We start from the raw sequence: 21,678 nt of genomic DNA, 5'->3' as shown, positions 1-21,678 counted from the left end.
TCATCATGACGTCGCATCGCCCGAGGGGCGGATTGCAAAGGACCTGCCGATGAGCAAGCACGATAAACCACTCGATTTCCTGTGGTTCATACCCACTTCCGGCGATGGCAGCTATCTCGGCTCCGATGATCTGTCGCGTCCCGCCGATCCCGGATATTTCCGGGAAATTGCCCAGGCCGCCGACAGGCTTGGTTATTCCGGCGTGCTCATTCCCACCGGCGTTGCCTGCGAAGAATCCTTCATTCTGGCGGCCAATCTCGCTGCCTATACCGAAAAGCTGAAGTTCCTTGTCGCTATTCGTCCGGGCGTTGCTTCCCCCGCTTATTACGCGCGTCTGGCCTCCACGCTCGATCGTGTGTCCCATGGGCGGTTGCTGCTCAACATCGTTGTTGGCGGCAGCGCGCAGGAACTGGCCGGTGACGGCATCTTCCTGCCGCATGACGAGCGTTACGACCATGCCGACGAATTCTTTCAGGTGTTCAATTCCCTGATCGAAACCGGCAAGGGAGATCTCGACGGCAAATACATCAAGGCGCAGGGTGCCAGGCTCGGCCTGCCGCCGGTGCAGGAACCGCGCCCGCCGCTTTATTTCGGCGGCTCTTCCGATGCCGGCATCGAGTTTTCGGCTGGGATCACCGACAAATATCTGACCTGGGGCGAGCCGCCGGCACAGGTGGCGGAAAAAATCGTCAAGGTTCGCGCTGCCGCTGCCAAAAATGGGCGGGAGGTGACCTTCGGCATTCGCCTGCACTTCATCGTGCGCGAAACCGATGAGGAAGCATGGGCCGATGCCGATAGGCTGATTTCTAAGCTTTCCGATGAGACCATCGCTTCTGCCCAGGAGGTCTTCTCCAAGGCATCGGACTCCGTCGGGCAGGCAAGAATGCAGGCGCTGCACAATGGGCGGCGCGACAAGCTGGAGGTCTCTCCCAACCTGTGGGCGGGTATCGGTCTTGTGCGGTCTGGCGCGGGTACCGCGCTGGTCGGATCACCGAAGACGGTGGCGGCACGGCTCAGGGAATATCAGGCGCTCGGTATCGATACCGTCATCGCTTCCGGTTATCCGCATCTCGAAGAAGCCTATCGCCTGTCCGAGCTGCTGTTTCCGGAAATCGGCATTGACGGGCCGCGAAACCAGATTCGATCGTCGTTCGGCGCAAAACAGGTTTTCGGCGGTGGCGGCCATGGCGGCAACGTCAAGCTGGTGTCCGGATCCTGATCCATCCATCGAGGGTTTGCAGCGATACCAACGCAACGGCGGCATATAAAACATTATTTCTATAGAATATTATGATTATGGAAAACGATGTCTATTTCAGCCCCCGCCACCGCTGCTAGCTATTGAACAATTCAGCTGTTTCAGGAGCCACGCGATGACATTGCAATATGCGGCCAAGGATCAACAATTCATCAATCTGCGCGACCCGGTCGCCGGCAGGGCGGCGGATGCCGACAGCCTCAAGGCGGCGCTGCGGACACTCGGCGGCGGCGTCAGCGTGATTACCGCAGGCGAAGGGGATGAGCGAACGGGCGCGACCGTGACATCGGCCACCGCTTTGTCGGTCGATCCGCCGCGAATCCTTGTTGCGCTCAACCGCTCCTCATCCACATGGCCGGTGGTGCAGAGTTTCGGTCATTTCGCCGTCAACATCATCGGCACGAACCATCAGTTCGTCGCCAACCAGTTTGCCGGTATCGGCGGCCTGAAGGGCCCGGACCGGTATCGCGGTGCGGAATGGACAAGGCTGGCAAGCGGGGCCCCCATCCTCGAAGATGCCGTGGCGGCGATCGATTGTACCATCGAAGAGACGATCGAGCGTCACAGCCACGTCATCGTCATCGGCAAGGTGGAGGCGATCCGTGTCGGCTCCGGCCATTCGCTGCTCTACCAGAACGGGCGTTATCATTCACTGGACTGAGCGTCTGTCGTTTCGGCGCTTTCATTTTGTCATTGTTTGAGGGAGTTGAGCATGGGATCCGTCACGTCTCTTGGCGAAAGACTTCGTTTCGTTCCTCCACGCCTCGGCGCGGATATCGATGTGCTGACCGTCGCCCGGACGATCGCCGAAAAATGCGCTATCGAAAATCCGGGGCAAATCCATGCCCGGATTGCCCGCTCCGGCCTCCTCGCTCTCTCCGTTCCAACTGATATGGGCGGGGCGGATATCACCAATGATGTTCTCTCGCAGGCGCTTTCGATCATTGCTGCAGCCAATGCCGGGGCGGCGCATGATCTCGTCGAGCATTTCACCGCGCTTGAATTCATCCGCAATGCGGGCAGCGATGAGCAGCGCAGGGCCCTTTTCGCCCGCCTCGATCTTGGTGAGACCTTCGCCCTGGCGACATCTGATGGCGGGTTGGATCAGGCAATCCCGGTGACCACCGACGACTATGCCCTGCGGCTTCCCGATGACATTGCGCTGTTGGCAAGGGCCAATGCGGACTGGATCGTCGTTCCAGCCGTCAACACATCCGGGCAGCCCCTGCTTGTCGTTCTGCGCAACCGACCGAATATCTCATGGGAGGGCCTGCTGCGCGCCAATCAGGTGGTGTTCCTCGCCCAGGGTGCGGAAAATCTCGCCGCTTCCGTTTCCACCCTTTTGAAGGCTGCGGTGGCTCTGGGGCAAAAACAGCGTGAGCTTTCGGGATTGCTGATCGACAGGCTAGCCGATGATGGCGCGGCGAAACCGGTCATTGGGGAAATATTCCTCGCGATCGAACTGCTGAAGGCGCAGATATCAAGTCTGGCGACCCATATCGACGCGGCGCAGGTGGGAGCGGAAAACGTCACATGTCGTTCGGTCCGCAACAATGCCATCACGCTGGAAATCCTGATGGCGCGCCTTGGTCTTATCGAGGGCGTCAGCGAATCCGGGCTCATCGCATCGCTGGTGGATGATCTGCGCCGTCAATAAAGATGACGCTGCCGTCTCTGCGAAATCCTATTCGCCGGCTGGGATGGACCGCTGGTCCTGCCCATCCTTTGCGACGAATTGCGCGAGCGTCATATTGTCCAGAATGGTTGCGATGGCATCACGCACGTCCGTCATCGAAACCCTGACCTGACAGGTCTCGGGATCATCGCAGTCATCACAGGCTTCAAAGGCCGTGCGGCTTGCGCAGCGAATGGGCGCGAGCGGGCCATCCAGCGTGCGGATGACCTGTCCGATCATGATTTCGGAGGGCAGCTTCGAGAGCGAATAACCGCCATTCGGGCCCTTCTTGGAGCGCAGAATGCCGCTGTTGCGCAGTTCCAGAAGAATGGTGTCCAGGAATTTTTTCGGGATGTTGTTACGGGTCGCAATCTCGGTCACGAAGGCAGTCTCGCCTTGGGGCAACCGCGCCAGATCGACAAGCGCCTTCAATCCGTATTTGCCTTTTTTGGTCAACATCGCCTGATCCGAAAAGAGAACCGGCATATTCACAATGCCGGATCGTAATGTTCCTAAGTTACTTAGTAGTTTTTAGCGAATTCCGGTGCAAGCCCGTTTCAGTGCGTTCTCCGGTGAAAGCGCCCTGTAGCAGTCCTTTGAGGCAAGGTTTTCAGCGTTTTCGAGCGCCCCGATCAAGGCAGACTTCGAAAACCTGACTGAAAACAATATTTTCTCTGTTCTCCTCGCAGCATGGAACAAACATCCTTTATTAGAATATAAAATCGGTAGACAAACTATGCATCAAGACACACGAGGTGACGATGTATACGCTCAGTTTGCTCGACAAGAGCCCGGTGCCGACAGGTGAGGATGCGGTAAGCGCGTTCCGCGATACGATCAATCTCGCCAAGCGCGCCGAGGAACTGGGATATCGCCGGTTCTGGGTGGCCGAACATCACAATTCGCCTGAACTTGCCGGTTCTGCGCCCGAGGCGCTGGTGGCGTGGATTCTGGCGAAGACCTCCCGCATTCGCGTCGGTTCGGGTGGCGTGATGCTGCAGCATTACAGCCCCTACAAGGTTGCCGAGGTTTTTAATGTCCTCTCCTCGCTGGCGCCCGGCCGGGTCGATCTTGGCGTCGGCAAGACACCGGGCGGCCTGCCGCTTGCAACCTCCGCCTTGCAGCAGGCCTATGATCTCGCCCGGAAGCCGGATTTCGAGACGGCTTTTGGTGAGCTCACGACATTTCTCGCCGGCAGCGCACCGCAGGACCAAGCTCAGGCCGGACTACAGGCGACACCCGTGCCGCCGATTGCGGCGGAACGTTTTCTGCTCGGTGCCAGCCCGGAAAGCGCAAGGCTTGCAGCGTCCAAAGGATGGAATTTCGTTTTTGCCGGCCATCTCAACGGCGATCCGGAGGTTCTGCGCCGCAGCCTCTTGGCTTTCCGTGAGACAAGCGGCGGAAGCGCGCCGATCCTTGCCCTCTCGGCTTTTGCCGCGAGCGATCCCGCCCATGCGGCAAGACAGGTCGAAGGCCAGCGCATCTACCGCGTATTCCTGAGCGATGGCAGGGCCTTCAATCTCGGCCGCCGCGAACAGGCGGAAGAGTTCGCCCGCCAGTCCGGTGACAGCGATTATCGCATCGAAGAGCGCAAGCCCAATGTCCTGCATGGTGGGCCGGACGATATTCACCGGGCGCTGCGCGCGCTTTCCGAAGAACATGGCATCGAGGAATTCATCATCGAGCCGCCGCATGTCGGGGCCGATCAGCGGCTTGCTTCGATCGAGCTCTTGGCCACGCATCGCCTTTCCCGGGCAGCGTAATTTTGTCCTCAGGAGAAAATGACATGACGAAAAAGAAAATCCGTTTCGGCATCATGCTTCAGGGTCCCGGCGGGCACATGAACGCCTGGCGGCACCCCAAGAGCCCGGTGGATGCCAGCGTCAATTTCGACTTCTTCAAGAAGACCGCGCTGAAAGCCGAAGCGGCCGGCATCGCTTTCGCCTTTGTGGCGGATGGCCTCTATATCAACGACAAGTCCATTCCGCATTTCCTCAACCGGTTCGAGCCGCTGACCATCCTTTCGGCGCTCGCCGCGGTCACTTCGAAGATCGGTCTTGCGGGTACGGTCTCCACCTCCTACAGCGATCCTTTCACGATTGCCCGACAATTCGCCTCGCTCGACCTTCTGAGCGGCGGCCGTGCCGGATGGAATGCGGTGACGACGCCGCTTGAAGGCACGGCGAAAAACTACAGTCGCAACCACCCCGAACACGCACTGCGTTACGAAATCGCCGACGAATATCTAGAGGTCGTCAAGGGCCTGTGGGACAGCTGGGACGACGGTGCCTTCGTTCGCAACCGTGAAACCGGGCAATTCTTCGACCGAGACAAACTCCACACGCTCGGCCACAAGGGCCGTTTCTTCCAGGTGGAAGGCCCGCTCAACATCCAGCGGTCGCCGCAGGGGCAGCCGGTGGTATTCCAGGCCGGCTCCTCCGACGCCGGCATCGGCCTTGCCGGCAAACATGCGGATGCCGTCTTCACCAATTCCGCCTCGCTGGAGGAAAACCAGACCTTCCTGAAGCGGGTGAAACAGAGCGCCGTTGCGCAGGGCAGATCAACGGCGGACGTCAAGATTTTCCCGGGCATCGGCCCCATCGTCGCTGAGACGCAGGAGGAGGCGGAGGCGAAATACGACGTCATCTGCAACCTCATCACGATAGAGGATGCGCTCGCCTATCTCGGACGCTTCTTCGATCATCACGATTTCAGCGTCTACCCGCTGGATGAGCCTTTCCCCGAGCTCGGCGAGATCGGCAAAAACAGCTTCCGCTCGACGACCGACCGCATCAAACGGCGGGCGAAGGAAAAGAACCAGACGCTCAGGGAAGCGGCGCTGGAGGCCGCAACGCCGCGCGAAGGTTTCATCGGCACGCCGGACAAGGTGGCGGACGAGATCATCCGCTGGGTGGAGCATGATGCGGCCGACGGCTTCATTCTCGGCTTCCCGGTGATTGCCGAAGGGCTGGATGATTTCATACGCCTCGTCATCCCGGTGCTGCAGCGGCGCGGTTATTTCGATCCGCATCTTGAAGGGGCGACGCTGCGCGACCATCTCGGCCTGCCTTTCAAGGAAAGTGTCTATTCCGGCAGCGAAAGCAGCGCGAACAAGGCCATCGCATAAGGTTGCGGCCGGGCGGTGGTGATCGCCGCCCGGCACAGATTTCAAGACGCGGGGCGAAAACGCGCTGCGCAGGAGACAGAACCATGAATGTCCGCATAGACGGCGCGCGTCCGCAGGACGACGCCGAACGGGGGATCCTTGCCTTTATCGAGGAAAGCATCGCCATCCGGCACGATCTTCATCGGCACCCGGAGCTGTCGCTCAAGGAGACGCGCACGGCGGCGCTCATCGCCCGTTATCTCCTGTCTTTCGGATATGAGGTGACGGAAGGTGTTGGCGGCCATGGCGTCGTCGCCACGCTCAAACGCGGCCACGGCGAAAAACGTCTCGGCATCCGCGCCGATATCGATGCGCTGCCGATCCATGAGGAGACGGGCCTTGCTTATGCCAGCGAAACATCTGGCATCATGCATGCCTGCGGTCACGATGGCCACACGACGGTCCTGCTTGCCGCCGCCCGATATCTTGCCGAAACCTCGAATTTTTCCGGCACGCTGACGCTGATCTTCCAGCCTGCGGAGGAAATCGGCGCTGGTGCGAGAGCAATGATAAAGGACCGGCTGTTCGAGCGTTTTCCCGTCGATGCCGTCTTCGGCCTGCACAATTGGCCGGGTGTGGAAACCGGTCAGTTCGGCTTCGTCGAAGGCCCGGCCATGGCCTCCGTCGACAAGGCAAGCGTGCGGATCATCGGCAAGGGTGGGCACGGCGCAGCACCACATGAGACGGTCGATCCGGTTCTCGCCTCGGCCAGCTTCATCACCGCCCTGCAAAGCATCGTCTCGCGCAATATCGATCCGCGCGAGATGGCGGTGCTGACGGTCGGTTCCATCCATGGCGGAACGGCCTCCAACGTCATTCCCGAAAGCGTGGAGCTGCAAATCACCGCGCGTGCCTTCTCAACCGCGGTGCGTGACCGGCTGGAGGAGCGGCTTCCGGCGCTGGCCAAAGCGCAGGCGGAAAGTTTTGGTGCAACGGCTGACGTCTCTTATTCCCGTGGTTTCCCGCCAGTCATCAATCACGCACCGGAGACGGCTTTCGCCCGCGATGTCGCCAGACGGCATTTTCCTGCTGCACAGATCGCCGACGCCTTTCAGCCGAGGACGGCGAGCGAGGATTTTGCCTTTATGCTGCAGGAGCGGCCCGGCTCCTATCTCTTCGTCGGCAATGGCGAAAGCGCGCCGCTGCACAGCCCCCATTATGATTTCAACGATGCGATCATCCCACCGGCAGCGCGTTTCTGGGTGCGCCTGGCCGAAGCCTACCTCTCCTGACGCAAAAAATTGAGGACAAGGACATGAGCGACAGTTTTTTCTACACATCGGTCAAAGATCCGCTCGCAACCCCGCTTCTGGAGGAGTTGCTGTTCGAATATGACAGCCGTTACGGCACCTTTTTCAACGCTGAAGGGGCGAGAGCTGAGCTGAACAAATATCCGCCGGAGGCCTTCAGCCCGCCTTCGGGCAATTTCCTGCTGCTGCTGCGGGACGGCAAGCCGATCGCCGGTGGTGCCTTCATGCGCCACGACGATGAGACCGCCGAGTTCAAGCGGGTCTGGACCCATTCCGCTCATCGCCGGCAGGGGCTTGCAAAAATCGTGCTGCGCGAACTGGAAGAGCAGGCGGTCCGGCAGGGTTATGCCCGCGTCTATCTGACCACGGGTTTCCGTCAGCCGGAGGCGGTCGGCCTTTATCTCACCAATGGTTACCGCGCGCTCTTCGATACGGCGGCCGACCCCGAGACGATCAGGTCGCTGCCTTTCGAAAAATGGCTTTCCAATACGGTTCTGGACGGAGCGCCGATACCGGTGGCCCAGCCGCAATCTTCCCCGGTCCACCCCTGAAAGGTCCGTTCCGATGACAATAGCCTCTGATTTTCCGCATGTTGCATTGAACGAACCGAAGGCCGCTCCAGTCGAGAGCGGGCTGGCCAAAAGCGGTTATTCGCATTTCCGCATCGTCCCGGCCCGGTATCCGCTGCGGACGGTGGGCACGGTTTTCTCCGTTCTCGTTATCGCGGCCGTCCTGCATTCCGTTTTCGGCAATCCACGCTGGGGCTGGGACGTTTTTGCCGAATGGTTCTTCGCCGAACCCGTGCTGGTCGGCCTTGGGCGAACGCTGCTGCTCACCGCGCTCGGCGCCCTTTTCGGTTTCGTGCTGGGAACACTGTTGGCGCTTGCCCGCGTTTCCCGCTCGCCATTGCTGGTTGCCGTTTCCTGGACCTATATCTGGATTTTCCGGTCGATCCCGCTGATCGTGCTTCTGCTGATCCTCAACAATCTCGGTTATCTCTATGAGACCGTGACGATCGGCGTGCCCTATACCGGCATCAATTTCATCAGCTGGAACACCACGCAGTTGATGACGCCCTTTGCAGCCGCCATTCTGGGGCTTACACTCAATCAGGCCGCTTTCGCTTCCGAGATCGTGCGCGGTGGTATTCTCTCCGTCGACCAGGGCCAGCTTGAGGCCGCAGCGGCTCTCGGCCTGCCACGTCGGCGGCAGGCCTCCCGTATCATTCTGCCGCAGGCGATGCGCTCGATTCTGCCGACCGCTTTCAACGATATTATCGGCCTCGCGAAGGGCACGTCCCAGGTCTATATCCTCGCGCTGCCGGAACTGTTCTACACGATCCAGATCATCTATCGTCGCAATCTGGAAGTGATCCCGCTCTTGATGGTCGCGACCGTCTGGTATCTGGTGATCCTGACCGCGCTTTCCATCGTCCAGCATCATATCGAACGACACTTCTCGCGCGGCGCGCTGCGCAATCCGCCGCCCTCGCTGTTTGCCACGATCTTCCGCACCTTCCTGCCGCGCAAATCAACGCCTGGAGCGGTGGAAACGGTCACGGCCAAGTCCGAGCGTAAGGCACCGGCTCGCGCGGCTAGCTTCCAGCTCGGCAATCGCGGCGGTTCGGTCAATATCCACGGAGTTTCGAAATCCTTCGGATCGCTGAAGGTGCTTGACGATATAAGCCTCTCCATTCCGGCGGGAAGCGTCACCACCATTCTCGGCCAGTCCGGCTCCGGCAAGTCGACATTGCTGCGCTCCATCAATCATCTCGAGCGCGTGGATGACGGTTTCATCGCCATCGATGGCGAGCTGGTTGGTTATCGCCAGAAGGGCGACACGCTTTACGAATTGAAGGAGCGCGAAATCCTCAAGCGCCGCGCCGAAGTCGGCATGGTGTTCCAGAGCTTCAATCTCTTCCCGCATCTGACCGCGCTTGAAAACATTATCGAAGCGCCCGTCGCGGTTCGCGGCATCTCGAAAGAACAGGCGGAGGTCGAAGCGCGTGATCTTCTGGCCCGCGTCGGGCTTGCCGATAAGGCAGCGGCTTATCCCCGCCAGCTTTCCGGCGGGCAGCAGCAGCGCGTGGCGATTGCCCGCGCCTTGGCCCTGCGACCGAAGGTGCTGCTCTTTGACGAACCGACATCGGCGCTCGATCCTGAACTGGTCAACGAGGTGCTTGATGTCATCAAGGAACTGTCTCGCTCCGGCGTTACCCTCATCATCGTCACCCATGAAATTGGTTTTGCCCGCGAAGTCTCCGACAGGGTCGTCTTCATGGAACAGGGTCGCATCCTCGAAACGGGCACGCCGGACAAGGTCTTCAACAGCCCGGACCATCCGCGCACCGCTGAATTCCTCGCAAAAGTTCTCTAATCAAAACAATAAAGGAAACACTCACATGGCATTTTCATCGAAATTATTGTCCCTGCTCGCGGCTGGCCTTTTCACCGCCACCGCTTCCCTTGTGCCGGCCGCGCATGCGCAGGAGGTGGACCTGTCGCCGGAGCAGAAGGGCCGGGTGCGCGCCGAAAAGGTGGAGGAGGCGATCAAGCTTCTGCCCGCCGGCCATAAGTTCACTGCCGATGGAAAGCTGACGGTCGCGACCGTACCCTTCCGCCTGCCGCTGGTTGATTATGCCAGCGACACGAAAACACCTATTGGCGTTGAGCCGGATATTGCCCAGCTGGTCGCCGACAGTCTCGGGCTTGAGTTGCAGCTAGTTCCGATTGCCTGGGCGGACTGGCCGCTTGGCCTGTCATCCGGCAAATATGATGCCGTTACCTCCAACATCACCGTGACGGAAGAACGCAAGCAGAAGTTCGATTTTTCCAGCTATCGTAATGATTTGCTCGGTTTTTACGTGGGCAATAACAGCAAGGTTACCGCAATCGGCAAGCCCGAGGATGTTGCCGGGCTGAAGGTCATCGTCGGCGCCGCCACCAATCAGGAGCAGATCCTGCTGAAATGGATCAAGGAGAACAAGGCGAAGAGGCTGGCCGATACCGAGGTGCAATATTACGACGATCAGGCCGTGCTGGACGTTGCCCTGCAATCCGGCCGCGCGGACGCCTATCTCGGCCCGAACGCCACTTCGGCCTTCCAGGCGGCAAGCCAGAAGAAGACCAAGCTCGTCGGCACCTTCTCCGGCGGCTGGCCGGAAGCGGCGGAAATCGCCGTCGCCTCGAAAAAGGATGCCGGCATTGCCGAAGCCATCACGGCGGCACTGAATGCCCAGATCAAGAACGGCAATTACGGCAAGGTTCTCGCCCGCTGGAACCTCGGCTCCGAAGCCATCACCCAATCCCGTACCAACCCGCCCGGCTTGCCGAAGAGCTGAGCGGGCAGTGCCCAAAGCTGAACTGCCAAATGCTGAACTGCCAAATGCTGAGTTGAAGGTGGGACATCACTCAGCCGGTGGCGCGGGCATCCTCCCGCCCGCGCTACTTTCGTCCCGCAATCCTAATCGGGAAACCACAATGACCTTCATCTCTCGTTTCGCCACGGTTACGCTTGGCGCTTTCCTGTCCGTTGCCGGTTTCGGACCCGCTTCCGCCAGCGATGTCTTCGATCTGTCGCCGGATCAGCCCGGCCGCATCAGGGTTGAAAAAGACCCCGGCGCGATTGCTGCCGTTCCGAAGGATTTCAAGTTCGTGACGCCGGGCAAATTGACCGTTGCCGTTTCTCCCGGCGGTCCGCCGCTGGCCACTTATGCAACAGATGCAAAGACGGTAGTCGGCGCCGATCCCGATTATGCGCTTGCGGTGGCCGACAGCCTTGGTCTCGAACTCGAACTGGTGGCAGTGGCATGGGCGGACTGGCCGCTCGGGCTTGCCTCGGGAAAATACGATGCCGTCATCTCCAATGTTGGCGTGACCGAACAGCGCAAGGAGAAGTTCGATTTCTCGACCTATCGCCAGGGCCTGCACGGCTTTTTCGTCAAGTCCGACAGCGGCATCACCGAAATCAAGGAACCGAAGGACACGGCGGGGCTGAGGATCATCGTGGGTGCCGGCACCAACCAGGAGCGTATTCTGCTGAAATGGAGCGATGAGAATGTCGCCGCCGGATTGAAGCCGATCGAGCTGCAATATTACGATGACGAAGCCACCCGGTTTGTCGCGCTTTCAGCGGGGCGGGCGGATGTCATCGTCCAGCCGCATGCGCAGCTGGTTTTCATCGCGGCGCGCGACAAGACCATCAAGCGTGTCGGAACGCTCTCCGCCGGCTGGCCGGAACGTTCCGATGTCGCCATCACCACGCGTAAGGGTTCGGGACTGGCCGATGCTCTGACGCTCGCCACCAACGATCTGATCAAGAGCGGCGCTTACGCGAAGATACTGGACCGCTGGCAGCTTGCGGAAGAGGCCTTGCCGGAATCGCGGACAAATCCACCCGGTCTGCCGAAGAGCTGATCGGTCGAAAAAATGCGGCGGACGACAACACCCGCAGGTCATGCCGTGCGGGTGTTGTTTTATTCATCAGTGGCACCCAGCGCAGGGAAATTAGAAATCCGCTACCTTGCCCCAAGACGAGTCACGGAAACGGCTGGGGTGATAGGGGGCGGGATCAACGATCGGGTTTGAACCCGTCACGATATCGGCGAGCAGGTGGCCAGCACCGGGACCGATGCCGAAACCGTGGCCGCTGAAGCCGGCGGCCAGGATGAAACCCGGCAACTCGCTTGTTTCGCCGATGGCGGGCACACCATCCGGCGTGCTATCGATGAAGCCGGCCCAGGCGGCGGATATCTGGGTTTTGCGCAGTGCGGGCAGAAGTTCCAGCGCCCGTTTGTGGGTCTCGCGGATGGCTGCGGCATTCGGTCTTGGATCAAGAATACGGACCCGCTCCATCGGCGTAGGTGCATCTAGCCGCCAGCGTTTCAGCGTCTCGTGACCGCCGCGAATCCCCTCCAGTCCGCCGGGCCGCAGGCTACGCCAGCGCTTGAGGAACATCGGAACGAATTCGCGTGCAAAGCGCATTTGCTGCGCGGTTGGGTCGATGCGACCGAGGCCGCTGATGGCGAGATTATAGCCACCATTGTACCGCTTCGTGACCGAAACGGCGGCGGTATGCAGCGCATCCGGCAGGCCTTCCGCGCCCGGCGTGACGGACAGAATGGAAGAGCGAACCGAAGCCTGCGGAAAACGAATGCCGAGCTGGCGGCAAAAGGAGGAGGCCCAGGCCCCGCCGGACATGATGGCAGTCTTGGTGCGGATGGTGCCTTTTTCGGTGACAACGGCGCTGACCCGGCCGCCTTCCGTTTCCAACCCGCGCGCAGCGCAATTCTGATGTACCGTGCCGCCTAGTTTGATGATGGCCCGCGCGACGGCGGGCGCTGCCATGGACGGATCGGCGGTGCCGTCTGTTGGTGAAAAGACACCGCCTTTCCAGCGTTTGCCGGTGGCGCTGCCGCGTTCGCTGGCCTCATTGGCACTCAGCATATGCGTCGTCACGCCCGCGGTGATGGCAAAGTCGCGCCAGCGCGCCCAGCGGTCAATCTCCGCTTCGTTATCGCTCAGGTAAAACAGCCCGCAACGACGAAAACCGGTGTTCTCGCCGGTGACGGCAGCGAATTCTTCCCAGAGCGCAAGGCTCTGGGTCGATATCGGCAATTCGCGGGCGTCGCGGTTCTGCTGGCGGCACCAGCCCCAGTTGCGGCTGGACTGTTCCGCCCCGATCAGGCCTTTTTCGACAAGCGCCACCTTGAGGCCGCTCCTGGCGAGATAATAGGCGGCGAAGACACCGACGATACCGCCGCCGATAATGACGGCGTCTGCGGATTTCGGCAATTCCGGTGAGGTCGTGATCTGTTGCAGCGGCGCTGGCATGGTCGGCTCCTTATCTCTCTCCTAATTTATCGTGGTTTGCGGGTAAACGCTGCCAGACTGTGGTGATTGCCGGCATCTCCTGCTGTTCGGAAACCTGTCTGCAACTCTTTATGCTGGATGAAAAAAATATCCCCGCGTCGACAGCGTGCGCCTATGTGTTAAGATTTCCACTGCCGCGTCAGAATTTTATGCCGCGCTCAGAAAAAATCAAAAAGGGGTTCCCGCACGTGATGAAACTCGATCGGATCGATATCAAGATTCTCTACGAACTTCAGAAAAACGGTCGCATCACCAATGTCGAGCTGGCGGAACTGGTCAACCTGTCACCCAGCCCCTGCCTGATGCGCGTCAAGAAGCTTCAGTCCGAGGGGTATATCGAGGGATATTCGGCGCAGATCAACATCAACAAGCTTGGCCAGACGCTGACCGTCTTCACGGAGATCACGCTCAAAAACCACCGTCAAATCGATTTCGCCCGTTTCCTCGGTGTTGTCGAAAAGATCGACCAGGTGGTGGAATGCCACCTTGTTTCCGGCGGTTATGATTATCTGTTGAAATTCGTGACGTCAGGCATCGTCGAATACCAGTCGATCATGGAGCGGCTGACGGATATGGATGTCGGAATCGACAAATATTTCAGCTTCGTGGTGCTGAAATCGCCGATCATAAAATCGCATATGCCACTGACCAGCCTGTTTCCGCTTTGAGGTGGAAGGGGGTGCCTCAAGCGCCCACAAAGCCGATGGTTTTGGAAAGGCGTTGCATTCAGACGCCGTCAACCCAGACTTGATCCGGGGTCCAGTGCGATCAAGTCCTTGCTCGCAAAAGAGTCTTTTCACGGCGCAGATGCGGCTGGATGCCGGCTCAAGGCCGGCATGACGGAGGAGAGTTTCTCACCGCTTAGAAAACGCCCTAACCAGCTCCGCATCCTGCTGGAGATTGTCGAGCCATGTTGGGTCGAGCTTCGGCACCGAGGAGAATAACAGCTTCGAATAGGGATGGGTCGGCGACTTGATCGCGTCCGTTTCCAGATGCTCCACCTTCTGCCCGCCATACATCACGACGATTTCGTCGCAAATGCTTTCCACCACTGAAAGATCGTGGCTGATGAAGATGTAGGAGAGGTTCAGCTCTCGCTGGAGTTCGCCGAGCAGGTCGATGATCGCGGCTGCGACGACGGTATCCAGCGCCGAAGTGATTTCATCGCAGATGATGAGCGATGGTTCGGCTGCGAGCGCGCGGGCGAAGTTGACGCGCTGCTTCTGTCCGCCTGACAGGCCGGAAGGATGGCGGTGACGAACCGAGCGTGGCAGTTTCACCATATCCAGCAGCTGGTCGATCCGGGCGTCGCGCGCCTTGCCCTTCAAGCTGTGATAAAAGGCCAGCGGCCGGCCGAGAATATCCTCGATGGATTTCGCCGGGTTGAGCGCCGTATCGGCATATTGGAAAACGATCTGCATACGGCGCAACTGATCGCTGGTGCGTCGGCGGGCATCGGCATCCAGCTGCCGACCTTCGAAGATGACATGACCGCTGGCGGCGGGGAGAATGCCGGCAATGGCACGCGCCAGCGTCGATTTTCCGCAACCGGATTCGCCGATGATACCGAGATTGCGTCCGGGATAGACCGCAAGGCTGACGGAATCGACTGCACGCACCAGCGGCATATGGTCGTCGCCTTTCGTTCCATACCCGGCGATCAGCTTCTCAATATCCAGCAGCGGTTTTGCGCCATTCTGTTTAAGCGGAGCTACAGTTCTAACCTTGTCGTTAAAAGCGGTCAGCAACTCCCGTGTATAAGGATGCTGGGCATTCTCAAGAATATCCGTGGTCGTGCCGGTTTCCTGTATCTCGCCACCTTTCAGCACCACGATCCGGTCGGCAATCTGGGCGACGACGGCGAGGTCGTGCGAGACATAGACGCCGCCGATACCGCCCTTGCGCATCGCTGATTTGAAGGCGCGCAGAACCTCGATCTGTGTCGTCACGTCGAGTGCCGTGGTCGGCTCGTCGAAGATGACCAGTTCCGGATTGCCGATCAACGCCATGGCGGCGGAGAGACGTTGAAGCTGGCCGCCGGAAACCTGGTGCGGATAACGCTCGCCGATGGTTTCGGGATTGGGCAGCGACAATGCCTTGAACAGTTCCACCGCTCTTCGGCGCGCCTCCTGCGGCGGCATCAGATCGTGGATGCGGGTGACCTCTATGACCTGATCGATGATCTTTTGCGCCGGGTTGAAAGCGGCCGCTGCACTCTGCGGGACGTAGGAGATTTTCGTGCCGCGGATCTTGGCCCGCTCCATTTCGGAAAGCTGCACCATGTCGCGACCCGCCACCGTGACGCTGCCGCCGGAAATACGGCAGCCTGGGCGCGCATATCCCATCAATGTCAGCGCAATGGTGGTCTTGCCGGAACCGCTTTCGCCGATCAGTGCGACAATCTCACCCTCGGCAATATCGATGTCGACACCCCTGATGATTTGGATGCGGCGGCCGGAATCGGTGGTCGCCTCGACTTTAAGTCCACGGATTTCAACGAGATTGGTCATTATTCGCTCCTGTCGCGGATTTTCTGCGGCAGATTGTCGATCAACAGATTGACGCTGATCGTCAGGCTGGCAATCGCCAGCGACGGGAAGATCACGGCCGGTGCGGCAAAGGGCAGGCCGCCGATGTTTTCACGCACCAGCGCACCCCAGTCTGCATTCGGCGGTTGCAGGCCAAGGCCGAGGAAGGAGAGGCCCGACAAAAGCAGCACGATGAAGACGAAGCGCACGCCGAGATCGGCAAGCACCGGACGGATGATGTTGGGCAGGATTTCCGAGCTGATGAGGTAAAGAAGGCTTTCCCCGCGTACGCGTGCGACAGTGACGAAATCCATGGTGTTGACATTCACTGCCAGCGCCCGGGCGAAACGATAGGCACCTGGCGTATAGATGACCGAGAGGGTAACGATCAGCACCGGAATGGACGAACCGACGGCGGCGACGACCACGAGGCCGAACAGCTTGCTTGGAATGGAATTCACCGCATCGAGAAACCGGCTGAGCATGGCATCGAACCAGCCGCCGACGACGGCCGCGCACATGCCGAGCACAACGCCGGATACGCAGGCGATGGTGACGGCCGCCAGCGAAATGCCGACCGTGAAGCGTGCACCCATGAGAATCCGGGAGAAGACGTCGCGGCCGAGATAATCCGAACCAAGCCAGAGATCGGAGGTCATCGGTCCGAAATAATCGAGATCGACGATGTCTCCCACCGGATACGGAATGAGATAGGGCGCGAAGATCGCGACCATCGCCCAGATAAAAATGACGAGAAAGGCGAAAATGCCGACTGCGTTGATCTTGTAGCCCAAACGCGAAGTTCCTGAATATGTCTTGAGATGATCGGCCATCAGCGCAGCCTCGGATTGGACATGATGGCGATGATGTCAGCTGTCGTGATGAGGAGCAGATAACCGACGCAGAAAATCATCGCGCAGCTCTGGATCAGCGGCAGGTCGCGGGTCGCGACGCCATCGACCATCAGCTTGGCGATGCCAGGATAATTGAAGATCGTCTCGACGATGATGACGCCGCCGACGAGATAAGAAAGCGACAACGCCACAGCATTGACGATGGGGCCGAGTGCATTGGGCAGCGCATGGCGCAGCACGATGCGCATGCGCGGCGCGCCCTTCAGAAGCGCCATTTCCACATAGGGCGTATCGAGTGTTTCGATGACGGCGGCGCGGCTCATGCGGATCATCTGTGCCGAGACGACGAAGGTGAGTGTGATGACCGGCATGGCGTAAATACGCAGCACATCGAAGACGGAGTGAATCTCGCTCACCAGCGACAGGGCCGGTAGCCATTTCAGGTAAACGGCGAAAAGCAGAACGGCGAGCGTCGCGATCATGAATTCCGGCACCGAGATGACACCGATGGTCAGGACCGTGACGGCACGATCATACAGCGTTCCGCGCAGCATGGCGGAGCTGATGCCGAGTGTCAGCGCCAGCGGCACGGCGATGACGGTGGTGATGCCGGCAAGTTTCATGGAATTGATGAAACGTGGACCAATAAGGTCGGCAATCGCCATATTGTTGGCATAGGATGTGCCGAGCTCGCCGTGAAGCAGGCCGAAAAGCCAGCGCACGAAGCGTAAAAGGGCGGGGTCATCGAGATGCATGGCGGTGCGCAGACCGGCCACGGCCTCCGGCGTTGCCGACTGACCAAGCAGGATCGTCGCCGTGTCGCCGGGCAGCAGGCTGGTGGCGGAAAAGACGATAAACGACACGATCAGCAGCGTCGTCAGCATGACGACCAGCCGCCTGGCGATAAGAGACAATATTCGGCTGTTCATTCAAGATGCTCCTGCGACCGGCCCTTATTGTGGAGGCTTCCCGCATCGGCGGAAAGGTCGCCGGGCACTTGAATGCCCGGCTCCATGGTCTATCAGGCTTCGAGCCAGACGTATTCCGCAAAGGCGTAACCCATCATGCCACCAAGCGGATTTGCTTCCAAACCCTTTAGCTTGGAGGAGATCGCGTCGACATTCGAAATATAGGCCGGAATGATGGTGCCAGCTTCATCGGCAATCATTCTTTCCATTTCGAAGTAGATCTGCTTGCGCTTTTCCAGGTCGAGCAGACCACGTGCTTCAAGCATCATCTTGTCGAATTTCGGCGACTTGTACTGGCTTTCGTTCCACGGCGCGTCGGAGGCATAAAGCAGCGAGAACAGAATATCCGGCGTCGGGCGCGGGTTGATGTTGCCGAAGTGTATCGGTGCCTTCAGCCAGTAATTGCTCCAGTAGCCATCCGATGGCACCCGTTGTACGTCGAGCTTGACGCCGATTTGTGCGGCTGAAGCCTGCATGATCATTGCCATGTCGATGGATGATCCTGCCGCATCCGATGCGATGACCGGAATGGACTGACCGATGACGCCGGCTTTTTCGAAATGAAACTTTGCCTTGTCCAGATCGAAGGCTTTCGGTTTGAGGTCCGGGTTGTAATAGGGGCTCATCGGCGGAACGGGCTGATCGTTGCCAACTTCACCGAGGCCGCGCAGCGCCGCCTTGATGATCTGCTCGCGATTGATCAGCGATTTCATGCCAGCAACGAAGTCGGTTTTGTTGCCGGGTGCCTGATCAAGCCGAATGTTGAGGTTGGTATAATTTCCGGACGTCGTCTTGGACATGACGACGCCGTCCTGTTTGTCGAGCAGGCGAAGTGCACGCGGATTGATGGCGGCAGCAAGCTGGATATCGCCGGAAAGAAGGGCGTTGACGCGTGCATTGTCGTCGGAAATCGCCATGAACTCAAAACTGTCGAGGTGCGGACCGCCGGACTTCCAGTAATTTGCATTCTTTGCCATGACGGAGCGAACGCCGGGCTCGAATTTCTCGAGCTTGAACGCACCGGTGCCATTGCCTTTGGAGAAGTCCGTGGCGCCATCGGCAACGATCATGAAGTGATGCAGCGCGAGGATGGATGGCAGGTCGGCGTTCGGGTTCGCCAGCGTAATTTCGACGGTGTTTTTGTCGACCGCTTTGAAACCGGTCATTTGAGCCGCGATCTTGGCGACCTTGGAACCGACAGCGGGATCGAGGTGACGCTTAAGCGAATAGACCACGTCATCGGCCGTCAAAGACTTGCCGTCATGGAAGGTGACGCCGGAACGCAATTTGACCGTCCACGTTTTGGCATCCTTCGTTTCGATGGATTCGGCGAGCTCCATCTGTGGTGTGCCGGAAACGTCGAGAAAGGTAAGCCGGCTATAAAGGGCGCAGCAACGGACATAATCTGTCGAAAGCGAGGCCTTTGCGGGGTCGAGCGTATCGGCGGTGGAGGAGGACCATCCGGCCGCCTTTAACGAGCCACCGGAAACCGGTGTCGCCGCCACGGCCTTCGAGGCGCGACCGAGGATGGCCGATCCGGCAGAAAGGGCGACGCCACCCGCCAGCATCATGTGAAGCAGCTCTCGCCGCGTCGCGCCGCGACGGATAGCCTGTTCAACGGCGGCGTCGTCAGAGCGGGTCCAATTTGTAATCCTGTCACTCATGGTCTTCCCCTTTTGTATGATTTGTTGAAATGCGTCGGCAGAAATGTCCGGCATGCCGCATCCCAGTTCGCGGCGCACCATGGGAGGAGCGCTTCAGCCGCCCGTTTGCCTGACGGCCGCGGCAAGGTCGGCCATCGAGGTGAAGTGAAAATCCGGTTCGGTGAAGTTTTCCGGCTCGATCGTGCCGCCATATCCCTTCTGGGTGTGGCGGCGCTCGATCCAGCAATTGGTCATTCCGAGCTGCCGGGAAATGCCGATATCGTGGTACTGGCTTTGCGCGACGTGCAGAATGTCGTCCTTCGATGCACCCTCGCTTTCCACGAAGGCAAACACCTTTTCGAAGAAGGCCGGGTCCGGCTTTTCCGTGCCGGTATCATCGGCGGTGAAGGCGGCATGAAAGGGATTGCCAAGCTCTTTCGAGAAATATTCGAAAGCCCAGCGCTGGGCGTTGGTCATGGCGATCAGGCGGTGAGTCTTTGCAAGTTCGGCCATGGCGGCGCGGCTGTCCGCAAAGCCTTTCCAGCTTTTTGCCGCATCACGCAGGCGCTCGCCGAGCGCGCGTTCCCCCGGCAGGCCAAGTTCAGGAGCGATGATCAGGTAAACGCGGACGAGATCGTCCGGAAACAGATCAGTCGCATCGGAATAACGGGCCGCGCGGTAGAGCGCGAGTGCTTTTTCACCGTCGACCTCCACGCCGTGTTCCGTGCCGATCTCAGCAAGCGTCGCTTTCAGACCACCTTCGAAATCGATGAGTGTTCCCACCACGTCGAAGCTCATATATTTGAAGTCGCTCAGGTTTTTGGGCAATGTCGGTCTCCGCTTCGCCGCTTTGGCCTCTTGGGGGAGCCTGCGGCAGATTATTCTGTTCCCGGACGGGATCCTTGTCCCGTTCCCACTTGTGACTACGCCCTTTTTTATGGCGTTTAGTGCCGTTTGCATTGATAGTTTGGCACTTCCAGCACGTTGGATACGCCGAAATGGATCGGCTGTTCGGCAGAATATTGCGAATATATGGTGCGTTGCGACATTTCGAGAGGGTGCCGCAACGCCGCCCGTTTTTTTCTCAGGCCATGGCCGCCCGCACGGCCGGGTCCTCGAGCGTCTGATCGAGCGTCTTCAGCGTCCGCTCGACGATGGCGTCGATTTCGCCATCGGTGCAGCAGAGCGGCGGCGCATAACCGAGGATGCCGTTCGCGAAGGCGCGTACGATGAGGCCGTTTTCCCAGGCGCGGTCGAAAACTTTTCGCGCGGGGGCGGCTGCGGCCGGCAAGGGCGTTTTCTTGTCCTTGTCGGTCACGAGTTCAATGGCGGCGAGCATGCCCCGGCCGCGCACATCACCCACCAGCGGGTGGTTTCTCAATCCTTCAAGGCCGGCCATCAGCCGTTGACCGGCGCGACGGCCGTTCTCCAGCAGTCCGCCTTCATAAAGTTTCAGCACTTCCAGACCGACAGCGGCGCTGACGGGGTGGGCGGAATAGGTATATCCGTGCCCGATGGCGGCCTCGCCCGCGAAGTCGGCTATTGTATCATAAACATGGTCGGCCATGAAGACGGCGCCCATCGGCACATAACCTGACGTGAGGCCTTTTGCGGCCGTGATGAAATCAGGCACGATGTCCTCGTCGGCGCAGGCAAAGAGCGGTCCCGTGCGGCCGAAGCCGGTGATGACTTCATCGGCGACGAAGAGAATGCCATAGGAACTGCAGAGCTCGCGCATGGCCTTGATCCAGCCCGGCGGTGGCACCAGAACGCCGCCCGATCCCTGGATGGGTTCGGCATAAAAGGCGGCCACGCGGTCCGGGCCGATGGCCTCGATCTTGTCCTTCAGAATTTGCAGGGAGGATGCGATGATGGCGGCCGGATCGCTGCCGGCGGGATTGCGATAGGCATAATGCGACGGAATTTTGTGCTGCCAGTCATAGGGCACGCCGAAACCCGCGTGGAAAGCGGGTAGCGCAGTGAGGCCGGAGCCGGCGGTGGTGGAGCCGTGATACCCCTGTTCGATGGAAATGAACTGGTCGCGCTGCGGCTGGCCTTTCGCATGCCAGTAATACCGGATGAACCGGATGGTGCTGTCCACGGCATCGGAACCGCCAAGCGTGAAATAGACGTGGTTGAGATCACCCGGCGCGCGGTCGGCAAGTTCCGAGGCCAGCCGGATCGCCGGTTCGCTGCCAATGTCGAAATAAGCGGTGGCATAGGGCAATTCACGCATCTGCTTTGCCGCCGCTTCAACGATGCTGTCGTGCCCGTAACCGGCATTGACGCACCAGAGGCCGGCAAAACCATCGATCAGCTGATGGCCGGTCATATCGGTGACGGTGGCGCCGCTTGCAGATTTCAGCACCCGCACGCCGAGCTTTTCATGGCCGCGGAAGGAGGAGACAGGGTGCACCAGATGGGCGCGGTCCAGTTCGATCAGTGAATTGCTTAACATGGGTCTCT

At 59.6% G+C, this 21,678-nt stretch carries 19 protein-coding genes; 11 read left to right on the top strand and 8 right to left on the bottom strand.

Annotated features, from left to right (window positions below; translation table 11 throughout):
* Positions 1–49 precede the first annotated feature (49 nt).
* The 3 genes from ssuD (at position 50) to ATU_RS15850 (ending at position 2,915) form a co-directional block, all read left to right on the top strand.
* Positions 50–1,219 (top strand): FMNH2-dependent alkanesulfonate monooxygenase, encoded by a 1,170-nt coding sequence (gene ssuD / locus ATU_RS15860; RefSeq protein ID WP_010973029.1) that lies wholly within the window; start codon positions 50–52, stop codon positions 1,217–1,219.
* Positions 1,220–1,373: 154 nt separating this feature from the next.
* Entirely contained in the window at positions 1,374–1,919 is a 546-nt protein-coding gene (locus ATU_RS15855) for a flavin reductase family protein (protein WP_010973028.1), read from the top strand.
* Positions 1,920–1,970: 51 nt separating this feature from the next.
* On the top strand, positions 1,971–2,915 hold the full coding sequence (locus ATU_RS15850; RefSeq protein ID WP_010973027.1) for an acyl-CoA dehydrogenase family protein: 945 nt from the start codon (positions 1,971–1,973) through the stop codon (positions 2,913–2,915).
* Positions 2,916–2,942: 27 nt separating this feature from the next.
* On the opposite strand, the gene ATU_RS15845 is transcribed toward ATU_RS15850, so the two are convergent.
* Positions 2,943–3,392, bottom strand: a complete 450-nt coding sequence (locus ATU_RS15845) for an RrF2 family transcriptional regulator (RefSeq protein ID WP_010973026.1) — start codon at positions 3,390–3,392, stop codon at positions 2,943–2,945.
* A 302-nt stretch (positions 3,393–3,694) separates the two neighbouring features.
* Here ATU_RS15845 and ATU_RS15840 point away from each other — a divergent pair, with 302 nt between their 5' ends.
* The 7 genes from ATU_RS15840 (at position 3,695) to ATU_RS15810 (ending at position 11,764) form a co-directional block, all read left to right on the top strand.
* Positions 3,695–4,696 carry an LLM class flavin-dependent oxidoreductase gene (locus ATU_RS15840; RefSeq protein WP_006315100.1) on the top strand — a complete coding sequence of 334 codons (1,002 nt, stop codon included), beginning with the start codon at positions 3,695–3,697 and terminating at the stop codon, positions 4,694–4,696.
* Between the two features lie 23 nt (positions 4,697–4,719).
* Positions 4,720–6,060, top strand: coding sequence for an LLM class flavin-dependent oxidoreductase (locus ATU_RS15835; RefSeq protein WP_010973025.1), 1,341 nt, complete (start codon positions 4,720–4,722; stop codon positions 6,058–6,060).
* Positions 6,061–6,143: 83 nt separating this feature from the next.
* Entirely contained in the window at positions 6,144–7,331 is a 1,188-nt protein-coding gene (locus ATU_RS15830) for a M20 aminoacylase family protein (protein ID WP_010973024.1), read from the top strand.
* A gap of 23 nt (positions 7,332–7,354) precedes the next feature.
* The gene (locus ATU_RS15825; RefSeq protein ID WP_010973023.1) at positions 7,355–7,900 is read left to right on the top strand and encodes a GNAT family N-acetyltransferase; all 546 of its coding nucleotides are present in this window, start codon (positions 7,355–7,357) and stop codon (positions 7,898–7,900) included.
* 13 nt (positions 7,901–7,913) lie between these two features.
* Positions 7,914–9,725: an amino acid ABC transporter permease/ATP-binding protein gene (locus tag ATU_RS26920; RefSeq protein ID WP_006315104.1), complete on the top strand. Its 1,812-nt coding sequence runs from the start codon at positions 7,914–7,916 to the stop codon at positions 9,723–9,725.
* A 25-nt stretch (positions 9,726–9,750) separates the two neighbouring features.
* Positions 9,751–10,689: an ABC transporter substrate-binding protein gene (locus tag ATU_RS15815; protein ID WP_010973022.1), complete on the top strand. Its 939-nt coding sequence runs from the start codon at positions 9,751–9,753 to the stop codon at positions 10,687–10,689.
* A 139-nt stretch (positions 10,690–10,828) separates the two neighbouring features.
* Positions 10,829–11,764 (top strand): ABC transporter substrate-binding protein, encoded by a 936-nt coding sequence (locus tag ATU_RS15810; protein ID WP_010973021.1) that lies wholly within the window; start codon positions 10,829–10,831, stop codon positions 11,762–11,764.
* Positions 11,765–11,854: 90 nt separating this feature from the next.
* On the opposite strand, the gene ATU_RS15805 is transcribed toward ATU_RS15810, so the two are convergent.
* Positions 11,855–13,180, bottom strand: coding sequence for an NAD(P)/FAD-dependent oxidoreductase (locus ATU_RS15805; protein ID WP_010973020.1), 1,326 nt, complete (start codon positions 13,178–13,180; stop codon positions 11,855–11,857).
* A gap of 230 nt (positions 13,181–13,410) precedes the next feature.
* Between ATU_RS15805 and ATU_RS15800 the strand changes: the two genes are divergently transcribed.
* On the top strand, positions 13,411–13,887 hold the full coding sequence (locus tag ATU_RS15800; protein ID WP_004445447.1) for an Lrp/AsnC family transcriptional regulator: 477 nt from the start codon (positions 13,411–13,413) through the stop codon (positions 13,885–13,887).
* A 186-nt stretch (positions 13,888–14,073) separates the two neighbouring features.
* Here the strand turns inward: ATU_RS15800 and ATU_RS15795 are convergent, their stop codons facing one another.
* The 6 genes from ATU_RS15795 to ATU_RS15770 all read right to left on the bottom strand — a co-directional run bounded on the left by ATU_RS15795 (position 14,074) and on the right by ATU_RS15770 (position 21,670).
* Positions 14,074–15,729 (bottom strand): ABC transporter ATP-binding protein, encoded by a 1,656-nt coding sequence (locus ATU_RS15795; protein WP_010973019.1) that lies wholly within the window; start codon positions 15,727–15,729, stop codon positions 14,074–14,076.
* Positions 15,729–16,580 carry an ABC transporter permease gene (locus tag ATU_RS15790; protein WP_010973018.1) on the bottom strand — a complete coding sequence of 284 codons (852 nt, stop codon included), beginning with the start codon at positions 16,578–16,580 and terminating at the stop codon, positions 15,729–15,731. Before ATU_RS15790 ends, ATU_RS15795 begins: the two co-directional genes overlap by 1 nt.
* On the bottom strand, positions 16,580–17,530 hold the full coding sequence (locus ATU_RS15785) for an ABC transporter permease (RefSeq protein ID WP_010973017.1): 951 nt from the start codon (positions 17,528–17,530) through the stop codon (positions 16,580–16,582). Before ATU_RS15785 ends, ATU_RS15790 begins: the two co-directional genes overlap by 1 nt.
* Positions 17,531–17,622: 92 nt before the next feature.
* Complete coding sequence (locus tag ATU_RS15780) at positions 17,623–19,233, bottom strand: ABC transporter substrate-binding protein (RefSeq protein WP_010973016.1); 1,611 nt, start codon at positions 19,231–19,233, stop codon at positions 17,623–17,625.
* A 93-nt stretch (positions 19,234–19,326) separates the two neighbouring features.
* Positions 19,327–20,040 (bottom strand): HAD-IA family hydrolase, encoded by a 714-nt coding sequence (locus ATU_RS15775; RefSeq protein WP_035257353.1) that lies wholly within the window; start codon positions 20,038–20,040, stop codon positions 19,327–19,329.
* A gap of 256 nt (positions 20,041–20,296) precedes the next feature.
* Positions 20,297–21,670 (bottom strand): aspartate aminotransferase family protein, encoded by a 1,374-nt coding sequence (locus tag ATU_RS15770; protein WP_010973014.1) that lies wholly within the window; start codon positions 21,668–21,670, stop codon positions 20,297–20,299.
* Positions 21,671–21,678: the final 8 nt, after the last annotated feature.

This window comes from Agrobacterium fabrum str. C58 (genome assembly GCF_000092025.1).
GTDB classification, from domain to species: Bacteria; Pseudomonadota; Alphaproteobacteria; order Rhizobiales; family Rhizobiaceae; genus Agrobacterium; species Agrobacterium fabrum.
Note: the sequence above shows the minus strand (reverse complement) of the source record. Positions and strands in the feature narration are given on the sequence as shown.